Below are 14,837 nucleotides of genomic sequence, written 5' to 3' on the forward strand. Positions count from 1 at the left end.
CAACACATTCAGCAAATCATTTGCGGTTTGACGCCATGCCGGCGACCATTGCCAGCGGTGGCAGGGCTGCCTAAAGCGGCGCTATGCGTGTCATTCCTCATGCGCCGCAAAGGCACATCGCTCCATGATCCTGCGTCCGTACGAACGCACCATCTTCAAACGCTATATGCTTCCGCAGCGCGGCGAAGGGTTCATCTTCGTCGCGGCGGCGTTCAGCTTCACAGCCGTCATGCTCGGCGTCGCAGCGCTGGTGATCGTGATGAGCGTGATGAACGGGGTGCGCAGCGACCTGTTCGACAAGATCGTCGGCCTCAACGGCCATGCGGTCGTGCAGGGCTTTGGCGGGCGGCTCGACGACTGGCAGGATGTGCTGAAACAGGCGAAGGCGACGCCGGGCGTCGTTTCGGCGACGCCGCTGATCGAGCAGCCCCTGCTCGGAAGCTTCAGCGGGCGCGTCGAAGGGATATTGGTGCGCGGCATGCTGGTGCCCGACATCCGCAACAACGAAACACTGAATGGTAAGGTGCTGCAAGGCAGTCTCGATACGCTGACCCCCGGTACGGGCAATATCGCAATCGGCAGCGAACTGGCGCGCAATCTCGGCGCGACTGTCGGGTCGAACCTGACGATCATCAACCCGCAGGGGCGCTCGACCCCTTTCGGCACCGTGCCACGCGAGATCAGCTATCGGATCACCGCGATTTTCGAGATCGGCGTCTATGATTTCGACAAGGCCTATGTCGTCATGCCGATGGAGGATGCCCAATTGCTTCTGCTGACCGGCGACCAGGTCGGCATGATCGAGGTGAAGACCAGCGATCCCGACAAGGTCGGCGAAATATTGCGGCCGCTCGCCGAAAAGGTCGCGGCGCAGGCGGTCGTGTCCGACTGGCGTTCGATGAACGCGAGCCTGTTCGAGGCGCTGTCGATCGAGCGCGTCGCGATGTTCGTGATCCTGTCGCTGATCATCCTCGTCGCCGCATTCAACATCGTCTCGTCGCTGATCATGCTCGTGCGCGCAAAGACGCGTGACATGGCGATATTGCGCACGATGGGCGCGCCGCGCGACGCGGTGATGCGTATCTTCATGGCGATAGGGCTTTCGATCGGTGTTGCGGGAACGATCGCCGGGATGATCGTCGGTTTCTCGCTGCTCTATTTCCGCCAGGGCGTGCTGCGCGGGGTCGAGTTCCTGACCGGCCAGCCCCTGTGGGATCCGTCGATCCGCTTCCTTACCGAACTGCCGTCGAAGCCCGATCCGTTCGAGATTACAGCGATCGTCATCATGGTGATCGTCTTCAGCTTCCTCGCGACGCTGTATCCTGCATATAAAGCCGCCAATACCGACCCCGTGCAGGTGCTGCGTTATGAGTGACAAGGTTCTGGAGCTTCACGCACTGAAGCGCAGCTTCACGCAGGGCGACGTCACCATCGACGTGCTGCGCGGGGTCGATGCCCATCTGAAACGCGGCGAAATCGTCGCGCTGCTCGGGCCGTCGGGATCGGGCAAGTCAACGATGCTGCAGGCCGTGGGCCTGCTCGAAGGCGGGTTCGACGGGACGATCAGCATCGATGGCCATGACGTGACGCGATACGATCAGGGAGAGCGAACGAAGACGCGGCGCGAGAAGATCGGCTTCGTCTATCAATTTCACCATTTGCTCCCCGATTTCAACGCGATCGAGAATGTGATCCTGCCGCAGCTGATCCGCGGCGCGGGACAGGCCGAGGCCGAAGAACGCGCGGCGGACCTGCTCGGGCGACTGGGATTGGCCGAGCGGCTGCATCACAAGCCGAGCAAGCTGTCGGGCGGCGAGCAGCAGCGCGTCGCGGTGGCGCGCGCGCTGGCCAACCGGCCTCTGCTCGTGCTCGCCGACGAGCCGACGGGCAATCTCGACGAAGCGACGGCCGATCGAGTGTTCGACCAGTTCGTCAAGCTCGTGCGCGACCATGGCTCGGCGGCGCTGGTCGCGACGCACAACGAGCGGCTCGCGGCGCGGATGGACCGCGTGCTGCGCTTGCACGATGGGCGGATCGAGGCGTAGGCTCGTCAGAGCTATTACAGACCCAGTTTCCGTTCGCATCGAGCGAAGTCGAGATGCCCATCGATCAAGCGCCAAGCTGAGGGGTGTCTCGACTTCGCTCGACACGAACGGATTGGTCAGAAGGGGACGGACTATGGCATTATACGATCTTTCGGCGAAGCTGCCCGGCGGCGGCACGCAATCGCTGGCGGACTATCGCGGCAAGGTGCTGCTGATCGTCAACACCGCGTCGAAATGCGGCTTCACCCCGCAATATGAGGGGCTGGAAGAGCTCTACCGCGACTATAAGGACCGCGGGCTCGAGATCCTTGCCTTTCCGTGCAACCAGTTCGGCGCGCAGGAGCCCGGCGATGCGGCGGAAATCGCGAATTTCTGTTCGCTGACCTATGATGTCAGCTTTCCTTTGATGGCCAAGATTGACGTCAATGGCGACGACGCCGATCCGATCTTCAAGCATCTGAAGAAGGAAAAGACCGGTCTCCTCGGCAGCGGGATCAAGTGGAATTTCACCAAATTCCTGGTTGGTCGCGATGGCAAGACGGTGTCGCGCCACGCGCCGACGACGAAGCCCGAACAATTGCGCAAAGAGATTGAGGAACTGCTGGGTTAAGCCTTGGCAGAATCGGTGCTGTCACTGTAGCGTCATTCGATGGCCTTCAGCCCCTTTGTCCCCCTTCGCGTCTTTTCCAGCTACACGATGCTCGAAGGGGCGATCGAGCCCAAGTTGATCGCCAAGGCGGCCCGCGAACGCGGGTTTCCGGCGATCGCGGTCGCCGATCGCAACGGGCTTTACGGCGTCATGGCATTTGGCGAGGCGTGCAAGGCGGCGGGGGTGCAGCCGATCGTCGGCACGCTGCTGAGCGTCGCACGCCCCGGACAGCGCCTCGCGAACGGCGCTCCGATCATCGACTGGCTCGCGCTCTATGCGCAGGACAATGCCGGATATGACAATCTATGCGCGCTCGTGTCGGCGGCGCATCTCGGCCGTCCGGTCGAGCAGGACCCGCATGTGCTGCTGTCCGACATCGCGGGCAGGACCGACGGGCTGATCTGCCTCACCGGCGGCGGCGAGGGTGCGCTCGCGCGATTGCTCGCGGGCGAGCAGAAGAGCGCGGCCGACGATTATGTCGAACAACTGGAAGCGCTGTTCGGCGGGCGGCTCTATATCGAACTCTCGCGGCGCGGCGATGCGACCGAGGTCGCGGCCGAAGCGGCGCTGATCGATCTGGCCTATGCGCGCGCGCTGCCGATCGTTGCGACGAACCCGGCGAATTTCGTCGAACCGAACTTCCATCCCGCGCACGACGCGATGCTGTGTATCGCGCAGTCGGCCTATGTCGAGAGCGAGGACCGGCGCGTTTCGAGCCCCGAAGCCTGGCTGAAACCCGCCGAAGCGATGGAAGACGCCTTCTCGGACCTGCCCGAGGCAATCCGCAACAGTTTGGTCGTCGCGCAGCGCTGCGCGTTCATGGCGCCGAAGCGCGCGCCGATCCTGCCAAGCCTCGCGGGCGACCGCGAGGGCGAGGCGGCGCAGCTTGCACAGGATGCGCGCGCGGGGCTGGAGGCACGGCTCGCGCTCTATCCCGACCTCGGCGAAGACGAACGAAACGCCTATATCGCACGGCTCGATTTCGAGGTTGGCGTCATCGTCCAAATGGGCTTCCCCGGCTACTTCCTGATCGTTGCCGACTTCATCAAATGGGCGAAAAATCACGACATTCCGGTGGGTCCGGGGCGCGGCTCGGGCGCGGGCAGCGTTGTCGCCTGGGCGCTGACGATCACCGACCTCGATCCACTGAAGCTCGGCCTGCTCTTCGAACGCTTCCTCAATCCCGAACGCGTGTCGATGCCCGACTTCGACATCGACTTCTGCGAAACGCGGCGGGGCGAAGTGATCCGCTATGTGCAGGAGAAATATGGCCGGGACACGGTGGCGCAGATCATCACCTTCGGTAAGCTGAAGGCGCGCGCGGTGCTCAAGGACACCGGGCGCGTGCTCCAGATGAGCTATGGCCAGGTCGACCGGCTCGCGAAGCTGGTCCCGAACCATCCGACCGACCCCTGGACGCTCGAACGCGCGCTGAACGGCGTCGCCGAGCTGATGACCGAATATAAGCAGGACGACGGGGTGCGGCGCCTGTTCGATATGGCGCGCCAATTGGAAGGCCTGCCGCGGCACAGCTCTACCCATGCCGCGGGTGTTGTGATCGGCGACCGCCCGCTCGACCAGCTCGTCCCGCTCTATCGCGATCCGCGTTCGGACATGCCGGTGACACAGTTCGACATGAAATATGTCGAGAGCGCGGGGCTGGTAAAATTCGACTTCCTCGGGCTCAAGACTTTGTCGGTGCTCAAGGAGGCGCGACGCCTGCTCGCGCTGCGCGGGATCGACGTCGATCTCGACACGCTGGCGTGGGACGATACCGCGGTTTACGAGCTGCTCCAGCGCGGCGAGACGGTCGGGGTGTTCCAGCTGGAATCCGAAGGCATGCGGCGCACGCTGTCGGCGGTGAAACCGACCAATTTCGGCGACATCATCGCGCTCGTCGCGCTCTACCGTCCTGGTCCGATGGACAATATCCCGCTGTTCGGCGCGCGTAAGAACGGGCGCGAGGCGATCGCCTATCCGCACCCGCTGCTCGAAGGCATCCTTGCCGAAACCTATGGCATTTTCGTCTATCAGGAACAGGTGATGCAGGCGGCGCAGATCCTGGCGGGCTACAGTCTCGGCGGCGCCGACCTGCTGCGCCGCGCGATGGGCAAGAAGGTCCAGGCCGAAATGGACGCGCAGCGCGAGACCTTTGTGAAGGGCTGCGGCGAGCATAACCAGATCGCTCCCAAGGCGGCGAACGAGCTGTTCGACTTGATCGACAAGTTCGCGGGCTATGGCTTCAACAAGAGCCACGCCGCCGCCTATGCGCTGCTGTCGTACCAGACCGCGTGGCTGAAGGCGCATTATCCGCACGAATTCTTCGCGGCATCGATGTCGTTCGATAGCCATCAGACCGACAAATTGTCGATCTTCATCGACGATATGCGGCGCCTCGACGTCGGAATCGCGCCGCCGTCGGTCAACGACAGCGAGGCCGATTTCTCGGTCGGCCGCGACGACGATGGGCTGACGGTCCGTTACGCGCTCGGCGCGCTCAAGGGCGTGGGCGAAAAGGCGATGGAAGCGCTGGTCGCCGAGCGCGCCAAGGGCGATTTTGCGTCGCTCGACGATTTCGCGAGCCGCATCGATCCCAAGCTGCTCAACCGGCGCCAGATCGAGGCGCTGGCGGGGGCGGGGGCGTTCGACCCCATCGAGCCCGATCGTCCGCGCGCCTTTGCCGGCGCCGAAAGCCTGCTCGCCTGCGCGAACAGCTCGGCGCACGAACGCTCGACGGGTCAGGGCGGCCTGTTCGGCGGCGATATCGCGATCGCACCGGCGTTGCAGCTGCCCGCCGCCGAGCCGTGGACGCTCGCTGAACGCATGACGCGCGAGAAGGACGCCTTCGGCTTCTATTTCTCATCGCATCCAGTCGAGCAATATGAGGCGATCGTCGCGGCGCGCGGCGCGCGGTCCTATGGCGACATCTGCGCCAATGTCGAAATGACGCCGGGTACGCGCATTCCGATGACGATGGCGGGCATGGTCGAAAGCGCGCGGCCGCGCGTGTCGCAGCGCGGCAATCGTTTCCTCAACCTGACGCTTTCCGACCGCAGCGGGCAATTCCAGTCGAGTTGTTTCGACGAACAGGCCGGCAAGATATTGGAAGCACTCGCGGCCGACGGCGGCTGCGCGATCCTGTCGGTCGAGCTCGACCTGCTCGAGGGCGAAGAAACGCCGCGCGTCACGGTACGCGGCGCGCAGCCGCTGGCCGAAATGGCGGCGACCGCGGCGCTGGAACTGACATGCCGCGTCGCATTGCCCGATGCGATCGCGGAGATGGCGCGCCTGCTCGAGCGGCGCGACGATGCGCGCGGCCGCGTGTTCGTTCTGACCGAGGATCCCGACACCGGCGACGAACTTCGCATCAACCTCGGCCGCGGTTTCGCGCTGGGTCCTGATCTCGTCGCGCGGTTCGAAACGGTCGCGGGTGTCAGCGACGTGACGCTGTCGCTGTTCACTCCCAAGGATTTTCGGGCGCGTTAGCGATCCACGGTCGCCGCGCTCCTTCGGTAACCATCCAGCATGAAACAGGAGGTACGGAATGACCCGAACGATTGCCGGCGCATGTCTTTGCGGTGCGGTCAGTTTCGAGATTGTCGGCGAATTTCACGCCTTCTATCTTTGCCATTGTTCGCGATGTCGCAAGGGTAGCGGGTCGGCGCATGGCGCAAACCTGTTCTCGGCAACGGCAAAGCTCAGCTGGTTGTCGGGAGAGGACAAGGTGAAATCCTATCACCTTCCTGCGACCCGCCATCAAAGAGACTTCTGCACCGAATGCGGGTCGGGGTTGCCGCGCGAAGTGATGCAGGGAGCGATGCTCGTCGTCCCGGCCGGAAGCATCGACAGCGCGATCGATATCCGGCCGACCGCGCATATCTGTTGTGACAGCCGCGCCGGATGGGACGCCGATCTGGAAACGGTTCCAAAGATCGGCGGGCTTCCCGGCTGATCGCGTCGCAGTTTTCGCGCCGGCCGATCCGTTGACGCTTGCGTAAACCGCATTCCTCGCCTTATCCCTAGGGCAAAGAAATGAGAGGAATGCCTGATGTCCGGAATGCAGAGCCAGCCGCTGCTGGTCACCAGCCTGATCGACCATGCCGCGCGCGAACATGCGAACCGCGAGATCGTGTCGCGCTGGGCCGATGGCAGCGTGACACGCACGACGTGGGGCGAGGTCGGGACGGATGCGCGCCGTTTCGCCGCGGCGATGACGCGGTTGGGGATGAACAAGGGCGACCGCATCGCGACGCTCGCGATGAACCATGGCCATCATCTCGTCAGCTGGTACGGCAGCGCGGGGATGGGCGGGGTGCTTCATACAGTGAACCCCCGGCTGTTCGACGAGCAGCTCGTCTATATCGTCAACGATGCCGATGACCGTGTGTTGCTGTTCGACGCGATGTTCCTGCCGATCGTCGAGCGGCTGCGCCCGCAGTTGCCAACAGTCGAGCATTTCATCCTGTTCGATGCACCGGCGCGCGAAGGCTATCTCTCGTACCGCGACCTGATCGACGCCGAGGACGGCAGCTTCGAATGGGTGCAGCTCGACGAGCGCGATCCGGTCGGTCTTTGCTATACGAGCGGGACGACGGGCAATCCCAAGGGCGTGCTCTACGAGCATCGCTCGAACGTCATCCATGCGATCACCGAGATCCAGCCCGACGTATTCGGCCTGTCGAATCGCAGCGTGATTCTGCCGATCGTGCCGATGTTCCACGCCAACAGCTGGGGCGTGCCCTTTGCCGCCGCGACGGTCGGCGCCAAGCTGGTGTTCTCGGCGACCAATGATGCGCAGGTGCTGTGCGACCTGATGCACGACGAGGGGGTCACCCACAGCGCCGGTGTACCGACGGTGTGGATCGCGATGTTCGCGCATATGGATGCGACCGGCATCGGTTACGGCAAGCTCGAACGCGTGATCATCGGCGGATCGGCGGCGCCGCGCGCGATGATCGAACGCTTCATGCGGGCGGGAATCGCGGTCGGTCATGCGTGGGGGATGACCGAAACCAGCCCGATCGGGACGATGGGCAAGCGGCCGTGGAACTGGGACGAGCTGAGCTTTGACGAACAGGTCGACATCGTGTGCCGCCAGGGCTGCCCGCCGTTCGGGGTCGAGCTGCGCATCGTCGACGACGAGGACAAGGACTTGCCGCGCGACGGAGTGACCAGCGGGCGGCTACAGTGCCGCGGACCGTGGATCATCCAGCGTTATTTCAAGGCCGATGTTGACGCCGCCGATGGCGACGGCTGGTTCGACACCGGCGATGTCGCGGTGCTGCACCCCGACGGCGTCATGCAGATCACCGACCGCGCCAAGGATGTGATCAAGTCGGGCGGCGAGTGGATCAGCTCGATCGAACTCGAAAATGCTGCGGTCGGTGCGCCCGGGGTGCAGGAGGCGGCAGCGGTCGGCGTCTATCACCCGAAATGGGACGAGCGGCCGATCCTGTTGATCGTCAAAAAGCCGGGGTCCGAGGTGAGCGAGGCGGCGATCGTCGATTATCTGAAGGACAAGGTCGCCAAATGGTGGCTGCCCGACGAGATCGTCTTTGTCGACGAACTGCCGCACACGGCGACGGGCAAGATTTTGAAACGCCAGATCCGCGACGATTATAAGGATTACAAGCTGAAGTCGCTGGTGGGGGCATGATCCAGCGCGCGACGTAAAAGGCGTCGCCCCTTGCGAAGGCAGGGGCCGCTGTCGGCATCGCTCAGCCGTTGATGTGTTCAAAAAGGTCGGCCCATTCGGGATTGGCCTCCGAGATCAGCCGAAGCTTCCATCCGCGTTTCCACTTCTTCAGGGCTTTTTCGCGGACGATAGCTTCGTCGATCCGACCGAATGGCTCGGCATAGACCAAGCGCGTCAGATCCCATTTCTTGCAAAAATCCGAGCCGGTCCCTGATCGATGCATAAAGATGCGGGCAGGGAGATCGGCTGTTACGCCGATATAGAGGATGCCCATCGGCTTATTGGTCATGATGTAGACATAGGCGCGTCCCATCAAAATCAGCTCCATGACCACAGCGGCCCCTGCCTTCGCAGGGGCGACGATTGTTTCTGCTAGAACAGCTCCATCTGCCCGTCGCGCTCGGGTGGCCTGAACAGGTCGCTGCGGATCGGGGGGAAGCTCCGGTCCATGCCATGTTCGCGGGCGGCGCGTTTGACGCGGGTGCGGATGAGCTGGGCCCAGACGCCGTGGCCCCGCATCCGCGTGAAGAAATCGGGATCATTGTCGCGGCCGCCGCGGATGTCCTGCACCATATGCATCACCTTGTCGGCGCGGTCGGGATAGTGCGCCGCGAGCCAGGCGCGGAACAAGGGCGCCACCTCGAAGGGCAGGCGCATCAATATATAGGACACACGGATCGCGCCTGCTTCGGCGGCGGCCTTCATAATGGCCTCAATCTCGTGGTCGGTGATCGCGGGGATGATCGGCGAGATATTGACCTGCGTCGGCACGCCCGCATCGATCAGCTTGCGGATCGCGGCAAGGCGGCGGCGCGGGTGCGGTGCGCGGGGTTCGAGCGTGCGCGCGATGGCAGGGTCGAGCGTCGTCACCGACACCGCGACCCCAATCAGATTGTCGCGCGCCATGTCGGCGAGCAAGTCGATATCGCGCAGGACGCGGTCGGACTTGGTGGTGATGATCAGCGGGTGGCGCGTTTCGGCAAGAACTTCGACGATCGAACGGGTGATGCCCCAGTCGCGCTCGATCGGCTGGTAGCCGTCGGTGTTGGTGCCGATCGCCAGCGGCGCCGGCGTATACCCACGCTTTGCCAGTTCGGCGCGCAGCAGCTTTGCGGCGTCGGGTTTGGCGAAGAGTTTGCTTTCGAAATCGAGCCCCGGTGACAGGTCGTGAAACGCATGAGTCGGGCGCGCGAAGCAATAGATGCAGCCATGTTCGCAGCCGCGATAGGGATTGATCGAGCGGTCGAAGCTGATGTCGGGTGACTTGTTACGCGAAATGATCGTTTTCGGGTGCTCGACCGTGACCGTCGTGCGCAGCGGCGGGGCGTCGCCGTCGATCTCCTCCGCTGCGTCGAGCCAGTCGCCGTCGAGAACGCGCTCGGCCGATCCGGTGCGCGTCGGCCGCAAATTGGTCGGCGCGCCGCGGCCCGCGATCGGGGGGAGGGGTTTGGGCGATTCCATCGGGCCAAACTACGCGCCCGGTGAGAACAAATAAAGAACATTCTCATCGCCCCCGCGAAGGCCGGGGCCGCTATCGGCCTTGCGCTGCGTCACCAGCGGCCCCCGCCTTCGCGGGGGCGACGGTTACTCGGTCAGCCGCGGCATCAGTTCGACAAAATTGCAGGGCTTGTGGCGGCTGTCGAGCTGCGTCGACAAAATGCCTTCCCATGCGTCGGTCACCGCGCCGGTCGAACCGGGGAGCGCGAAGATATAAGTGCCGCGCGCGACGACGGCGCAGGCGCGCGATTGGATCGTCGAAGTGCCGATCGTCTGATAGCTGAGCCAGCGGAACAGCTCGCCGAATCCGGGAATGTCCTTGCCGTCTAGCCGGTGCAGCGCCTCGGGCGTGACGTCGCGTCCTGTCAGCCCCGTGCCGCCAGTGGTGATCACGACATCGACCTGCGTGTCGTCGATCCAGTTATGGAGGCGCGAGACGATCAGGTCGGTCTCGTCCTTGATGATCGCGCGCGCGGCAAGAATATGCCCTGCGCCGGTCAGCAATAACTCGAGCTTGTCGCCCGACCGATCATCCGCAGCACTGCGGCTGTCCGATATCGTCAGCAGCGCGATGCGGACGGGCTTGAAGGCGAGACTCTCGTCAATCGGCATTCGCAAGACCGCCGCCGGCGTAGGTCAGGCGCGTGCGGTCCTTGCCGTCGGGGAAGCGCGGCCATTTGCCCTGCGCAAGCGCGGCGCGGCTGACCGACGGCTTGCCCTGCTGCGCCTCGTACATCCAGTAATTGCGCAGCACGATGCCGACATAGCCGCGCGTCTCCCAATAGGGGATCGATTCCATGTAGAGCAGCGGGTCGCCGTTATCGCGGATTTCGGTCTGCCAACGCGCGACGGGCGCTGGACCGGCGTTGTAGGCGGCGATAACCTTGGGCAGTTGGCCGCCCGTCGCAGGATCGCGGCTGAGATATTGCAGATAACGCTGGCCGAGATCCATGTTCACCGCGGGCGTCTTGAGGTCGCCCAGTGCCGCGACTGCGCCTTCCCAACGCACGATATCGCGCGCAGTGCCGGGGCGCACCTGCATCAGCCCGGTAGCGCCCGCCGGGCTCACGACGCCGCGTTGGAAGCGTGATTCCTGGAGCGTGTGGGCAAAGACCAGCGCCGGATCGACGCGCCAGCCGCCGTTCGGCTCCCATTTCGGCTGCGGATAGCGGGCTTGGGCGGCAGGCTTGCGGCCCTGCGGCGTGTTGTGTGCAAGATAGAGCTGCGTCTCGGGCAAGCTGAGCGCGCCCGCCATCGCGAGCAATTGTTCATGCTGCCGCACGTCGCCGATCAGCGCCTGATGGCGGAGCAGCGCCCCGGCATATTTATCCTCACCAATCTCGGCGAATGCCATTGCGGCGCGGACATTGGGCAGATCTTCGAGTGCGCGCCAGGCGCTGCGGTCGGCGCGGACATTCTCGCGCTGGCGGTTCACTTCGACGCCCAGCGTTTCGACCGCGAGCAGACCGTAGAAGGTCTCCTCGTTGGCAGCAGCAGCGCGGAGGCGCGACTGGACCGACGCGGGTTCGCCCGCGGCGACGGCAGCACGCGCGGCCCAATAATAGGCCGCGGCGCGCAGTTCGCTGTCGGGTGCCTCCTTCGCGACGCGGTCGAACGCGGTCAGCGCGGTCCGATAGTCGCGGGTGCGCCACGCAGCGAGTCCCTTGACCCACGCGCCTTGCGTCGACCAGGCGCCCTGACCCTCGCTGCACTCGCTGGCGAGGCGGAGCGCGTTGGCGTCGTCATTCTCGATATAATAGGACCAGGCGACCTTCTGCCGCCATTCGTTGCGCGCCTCGGGGCTCAGCTGGTCGCCGACGGCGTTGAGCAGTGCTTCGGCGCCCGCGGGATCGTCATTTTTGATCCGGTCCGGAATCGAGCGGGCGAGCGCGGCCGCCGCGGGGTCACCGCTGATCGCATCGGCGCCAAGACGGCGCGGGGCGCTGCCTGACCAGGCGAGCCGCGACTGCGACGGCAGCGCCGGAAGGTCGGTTGCACCGCGCCGCGTCGCCAGCCGGCCAAGCTGTTCGGCCTGCGGCAGGAAAGGCGATCGCGAAAGGATCGGCATGATGTCGCTGACTTCGGCGCGCGGGCTGTTCGCCGCGGTGAGTAGCTCGGCGCGCAGGAAATCACCCAGCGGGCCATTGTCCGCGCCATCGAGCAGCGATTTGGCTTCCGCCCAGCGCTCGCTGCGGATCGCGGTCAGCACCTGCGTGTAGAGCTGCTTCTGTTTCGACGACAAGATGTCGGGCACCGTCTGCGGCGCCGACGCGAGATCGCGATTGCCGGCATCGGCGGCGAACGCCGGTGCGGAGCCAAGGGAGATCGCCAGAACGGCGCATGAAATCAGGGTTTTGGTCATATTCTGCATCCGTCAACGTCCCCGGTTGAACAGTTTCAGGCTATCCCATGCCGCCGCTTTCTGCGCGGGCCGAGCCAGCAACATCGCGGGATGGGCGACTGCTACGGCCTCCATCTTGCCGCCATCTTGGTTAATATTGAGTAACTTTCCGCGCGCATCGGGCAGCGGCAGGCCGGCGGCCATGCGGACGATGTCGCCGCCGATCAGCAGCAAACGTCCCGGTTTCGCGAGCCGCAGGTGATGCCAGAGCAGCCGGTCGAGCTCGGCCGCCTCTTCGCCGTCGCAGCGCCCGCCCGCAGGACGCGTGACCGCGAGGCTGGCGACATAACAATCGCCGCGCGCCCTGCCGATCGCCTGCAGCATCGCGTCGAGCAGCTTGCCCGCCGGCCCCGCGAAGAGCGTGCCGTCGCGCTGATCGTCGATTTCGGGCCAGGCGGTGAGCAGCATCAGCGGTGCGCCTGCATCGCCGACCGGAAGCACGCGGCGCGCGTCCCACTGGCTGCCCGGCACATCGTCGCTCGTCGCAAGCCAGCTTTGAAATTCGTCCCAATCCTCCGGGAACACGACCGGACCCTTGGCTTCAGCCACCTCGGGCGCTTCCTGTCGCTGGAGCGCGGCGGGGAGCGGGGGCAGTTCGGGTTCGGCGTTTATGGCTCGTTTCGGCTTGGGCGCCGCAGCGTCATTTGCCGGCGGCATGGCAAGCCAGCCCGCCGGTTCCTCACCGACAAGCATGTCGACGCCCGCCAGCGACCACCAGTCGCTATAGCTTTCCGCCATCAAGGCTGAATTTTGCCCACCCATGAATTTGTTTCAAACAGGCAGTTGACGGACGCGTCAATTGGCGGGCATCGCATTTCGTGACAGAATGAGCGCGGGACACGATGAATGATCCCGCGCGGGGACGGCAGAAAGGTATTTGCGGTGAGCGAACGGGAATCGATGCCCTATGACGTGGTCATCGTCGGCGCAGGGCCGGCGGGGCTTTCGGCGGCGATCCGCCTCAAACAATTGGCGAATGACGCGGGCAGTGAATTGTCGGTGTGCATCCTCGAAAAGGGGTCCGAGGTCGGCGCGCACATCCTCTCGGGGGCGGTGATCGATCCCAAATCGCTCGACGAACTGCTTCCCGAATGGCGCACGCAGGGCTGTCCGCTTGCCGAAGTTCCCGTGAACGACAACCAGCATTGGGTGCTGACGAAGGCGAAAAAATTCGCGCTTCCCGAATTCATCTCGCCCGGCTTCATGCACAACAAGGGCACCTATACCGGCAGCCTCGGCAATCTTTGCCGCTGGCTCGCCGAACAGGCCGAAGGTCTTGGCGTCGAAATCTTCCCCGGCTTCCCCGCCGCCGAGATCCTCTACAATGAGGATGGTTCGGTCAAAGGCGTCGCGACAGGCGACATGGGCGTTGCGCGCGACGGCAGCCATAAGGGCGACTATGCCCCCGGCCTCGAACTCCATGCGAAATACACCTTCTTCGCCGAGGGCGTGCGCGGGCATCTGACCAAGATGATCAAGCCGCAGTTCGCGCTCGACGCCGATTGCGAGCCGCAGGTCTATGGCCTTGGCGTCAAGGAACTCTGGGACATCAAGCCCGAGAACCACGCCGAGGGCCGCGTGATCCACACGCAGGGCTGGCCGCTCGACGAAAACGCCAATGGCGGCGGTTTCCTCTATCATCAGGCGAACGGACAGGTCGCACTCGGTTTCGTGACCTGGCTCAACTATCGCAATCCGCATATCTCCCCGTTCCAGGAGATGCAGAAGTGGAAGACGCACCCCGAGATCGCGAAAATCCTGAAGGGCGGCAAGCGCGTCTCCTATGGCGCGCGCGCGATCAGCGATGGCGGGCTGCAGTCGGTGCCCAAGCTTGCCTTCCCGGGCGGCGCTTTGATCGGCGACACCGCGGGCTTCCTCAACGTCCCTCGCATCAAGGGGACGCATACCGCGATGAAGTCGGGCATGATGGCGGCCGAGGCGGCGTTCGCCGCAGTAAACGCGGGTCGGAGCAGCGACACGCTCGACGCCTACCAGGCCGCCTTTGACGACAGCTGGGTGAAGAAAGAGCTCAGTGTCGTCCGCAACGTATTGCCGCTCGTCGAAAAATATGGCGATTTGGCGGGGACGCTCCTGTCGGGTATCACGATGTGGCTCGAAACGCTGAAGATCAAAGTCCCCTTCACGATGAAGCATCATCCGGACAATGAGAGCCTGTACCGGGCCGACATCATGCCGAAACCCGATTATCCCAAGCCCGACGGCGTGCTGACTTTCGACCGTCTGTCGTCGGTGTTCGTCTCGAACACCAACCATGAGGAAGACCAGCCGGTCCACCTTCAGCTCAAGGATCCGTCGATTCCGGTCGCGTACAACCTGCCGCTCTATGACGAGCCTGCGCAGCGTTATTGTCCGGCAGGCGTCTATGAGATTGTCGGCGAGGCCGAGGGCGATCCCAAATTCGTGATCAACGCGCAGAATTGCGTCCATTGCAAGACGTGCGATATCAAGGACCCGACCCAGAATATCAACTGGGTCACCCCCGAAGGCGGCGGAGGCCCCAATTACCCGAACATGTAAGCACGCGCGCTT

The 14,837-nt window shown here is 64.1% G+C and carries 12 protein-coding genes; 7 read left to right on the forward strand and 5 right to left on the reverse strand.

What is annotated here, in order from left to right:
• Positions 1-124 precede the first annotated feature (124 nt).
• From ATE70_RS14015 to ATE70_RS14040, 6 genes are all read left to right on the forward strand, one after another.
• Positions 125-1,375, forward strand: coding sequence for a lipoprotein-releasing ABC transporter permease subunit (locus ATE70_RS14015; protein ID WP_058538501.1), 1,251 nt, complete (start codon positions 125-127; stop codon positions 1,373-1,375).
• Positions 1,368-2,045 (forward strand): ABC transporter ATP-binding protein, encoded by a 678-nt coding sequence (locus tag ATE70_RS14020; RefSeq protein ID WP_058538502.1) that lies wholly within the window; start codon positions 1,368-1,370, stop codon positions 2,043-2,045. Before ATE70_RS14015 ends, ATE70_RS14020 begins: the two co-directional genes overlap by 8 nt.
• A gap of 133 nt (positions 2,046-2,178) precedes the next feature.
• Entirely contained in the window at positions 2,179-2,655 is a 477-nt protein-coding gene (locus ATE70_RS14025) for a glutathione peroxidase (protein WP_058538503.1), read from the forward strand.
• A 39-nt stretch (positions 2,656-2,694) separates the two neighbouring features.
• Positions 2,695-6,180 (forward strand): DNA polymerase III subunit alpha, encoded by a 3,486-nt coding sequence (gene dnaE / locus ATE70_RS14030; RefSeq protein ID WP_058538504.1) that lies wholly within the window; start codon positions 2,695-2,697, stop codon positions 6,178-6,180.
• Between the two features lie 58 nt (positions 6,181-6,238).
• On the forward strand, positions 6,239-6,646 hold the full coding sequence (locus ATE70_RS14035; RefSeq protein ID WP_058538505.1) for a GFA family protein: 408 nt from the start codon (positions 6,239-6,241) through the stop codon (positions 6,644-6,646).
• 105 nt (positions 6,647-6,751) lie between these two features.
• Complete coding sequence (locus ATE70_RS14040) at positions 6,752-8,350, forward strand: long-chain fatty acid--CoA ligase (RefSeq protein ID WP_082639761.1); 1,599 nt, start codon at positions 6,752-6,754, stop codon at positions 8,348-8,350.
• Between the two features lie 61 nt (positions 8,351-8,411).
• On the opposite strand, the gene ATE70_RS14045 is transcribed toward ATE70_RS14040, so the two are convergent.
• The 5 genes from ATE70_RS14045 to ATE70_RS14065 all read right to left on the reverse strand — a co-directional run bounded on the left by ATE70_RS14045 (position 8,412) and on the right by ATE70_RS14065 (position 13,025).
• Positions 8,412-8,717, reverse strand: coding sequence for a GIY-YIG nuclease family protein (locus tag ATE70_RS14045; RefSeq protein ID WP_082639760.1), 306 nt, complete (start codon positions 8,715-8,717; stop codon positions 8,412-8,414).
• A gap of 44 nt (positions 8,718-8,761) precedes the next feature.
• Complete coding sequence (locus ATE70_RS14050) at positions 8,762-9,850, reverse strand: PA0069 family radical SAM protein (protein WP_058538507.1); 1,089 nt, start codon at positions 9,848-9,850, stop codon at positions 8,762-8,764.
• 123 nt (positions 9,851-9,973) lie between these two features.
• Positions 9,974-10,498, reverse strand: coding sequence for a molybdenum cofactor biosynthesis protein B (moaB, locus tag ATE70_RS14055; RefSeq protein ID WP_058538508.1), 525 nt, complete (start codon positions 10,496-10,498; stop codon positions 9,974-9,976).
• A complete protein-coding gene (locus ATE70_RS14060) occupies positions 10,488-12,248 on the reverse strand; it encodes a lytic transglycosylase domain-containing protein (RefSeq protein ID WP_058538620.1) in 1,761 nt (586 codons plus the stop codon). The genes moaB and ATE70_RS14060 overlap by 11 nt, the downstream gene beginning before the upstream one ends.
• Positions 12,249-12,260: 12 nt before the next feature.
• Positions 12,261-13,025, reverse strand: a complete 765-nt coding sequence (locus tag ATE70_RS14065) for a uracil-DNA glycosylase family protein (RefSeq protein ID WP_231732695.1) — start codon at positions 13,023-13,025, stop codon at positions 12,261-12,263.
• A gap of 144 nt (positions 13,026-13,169) precedes the next feature.
• Between ATE70_RS14065 and ATE70_RS14070 the strand changes: the two genes are divergently transcribed.
• Complete coding sequence (locus ATE70_RS14070) at positions 13,170-14,825, forward strand: electron transfer flavoprotein-ubiquinone oxidoreductase (RefSeq protein WP_058538621.1); 1,656 nt, start codon at positions 13,170-13,172, stop codon at positions 14,823-14,825.
• Positions 14,826-14,837: the final 12 nt, after the last annotated feature.

Origin of the sequence: Sphingopyxis sp. H053 (assembly GCF_001468225.1) — a bacterium.
In the GTDB taxonomy this organism is placed as follows: domain Bacteria; phylum Pseudomonadota; class Alphaproteobacteria; order Sphingomonadales; family Sphingomonadaceae; genus Sphingopyxis.

What these genes read in the sequence shown, in the direction of transcription:
- ATE70_RS14015 (WP_058538501.1), top strand. Translation starts at nt 125, where the DNA reads ATGATCCTGCGTCCGTACGAACGCACCATCTTCAAACGCTATATGCTT.
- ATE70_RS14020 (WP_058538502.1), top strand. Translation starts at nt 1,368, where the DNA reads ATGAGTGACAAGGTTCTGGAGCTTCACGCACTGAAGCGCAGCTTCACG.
- ATE70_RS14025 (WP_058538503.1), top strand. Translation starts at nt 2,179, where the DNA reads ATGGCATTATACGATCTTTCGGCGAAGCTGCCCGGCGGCGGCACGCAA.
- dnaE (WP_058538504.1), top strand. Translation starts at nt 2,695, where the DNA reads ATGGCCTTCAGCCCCTTTGTCCCCCTTCGCGTCTTTTCCAGCTACACG.
- ATE70_RS14035 (WP_058538505.1), top strand. Translation starts at nt 6,239, where the DNA reads ATGACCCGAACGATTGCCGGCGCATGTCTTTGCGGTGCGGTCAGTTTC.
- ATE70_RS14040 (WP_082639761.1), top strand. Translation starts at nt 6,752, where the DNA reads ATGCAGAGCCAGCCGCTGCTGGTCACCAGCCTGATCGACCATGCCGCG.
- ATE70_RS14045 (WP_082639760.1), bottom strand. Translation starts at nt 8,717, where the DNA reads ATGGAGCTGATTTTGATGGGACGCGCCTATGTCTACATCATGACCAAT.
- ATE70_RS14050 (WP_058538507.1), bottom strand. Translation starts at nt 9,850, where the DNA reads ATGGAATCGCCCAAACCCCTCCCCCCGATCGCGGGCCGCGGCGCGCCG.
- moaB (WP_058538508.1), bottom strand. Translation starts at nt 10,498, where the DNA reads ATGCCGATTGACGAGAGTCTCGCCTTCAAGCCCGTCCGCATCGCGCTG.
- ATE70_RS14060 (WP_058538620.1), bottom strand. Translation starts at nt 12,248, where the DNA reads ATGACCAAAACCCTGATTTCATGCGCCGTTCTGGCGATCTCCCTTGGC.
- ATE70_RS14065 (WP_231732695.1), bottom strand. Translation starts at nt 13,025, where the DNA reads ATGGCGGAAAGCTATAGCGACTGGTGGTCGCTGGCGGGCGTCGACATG.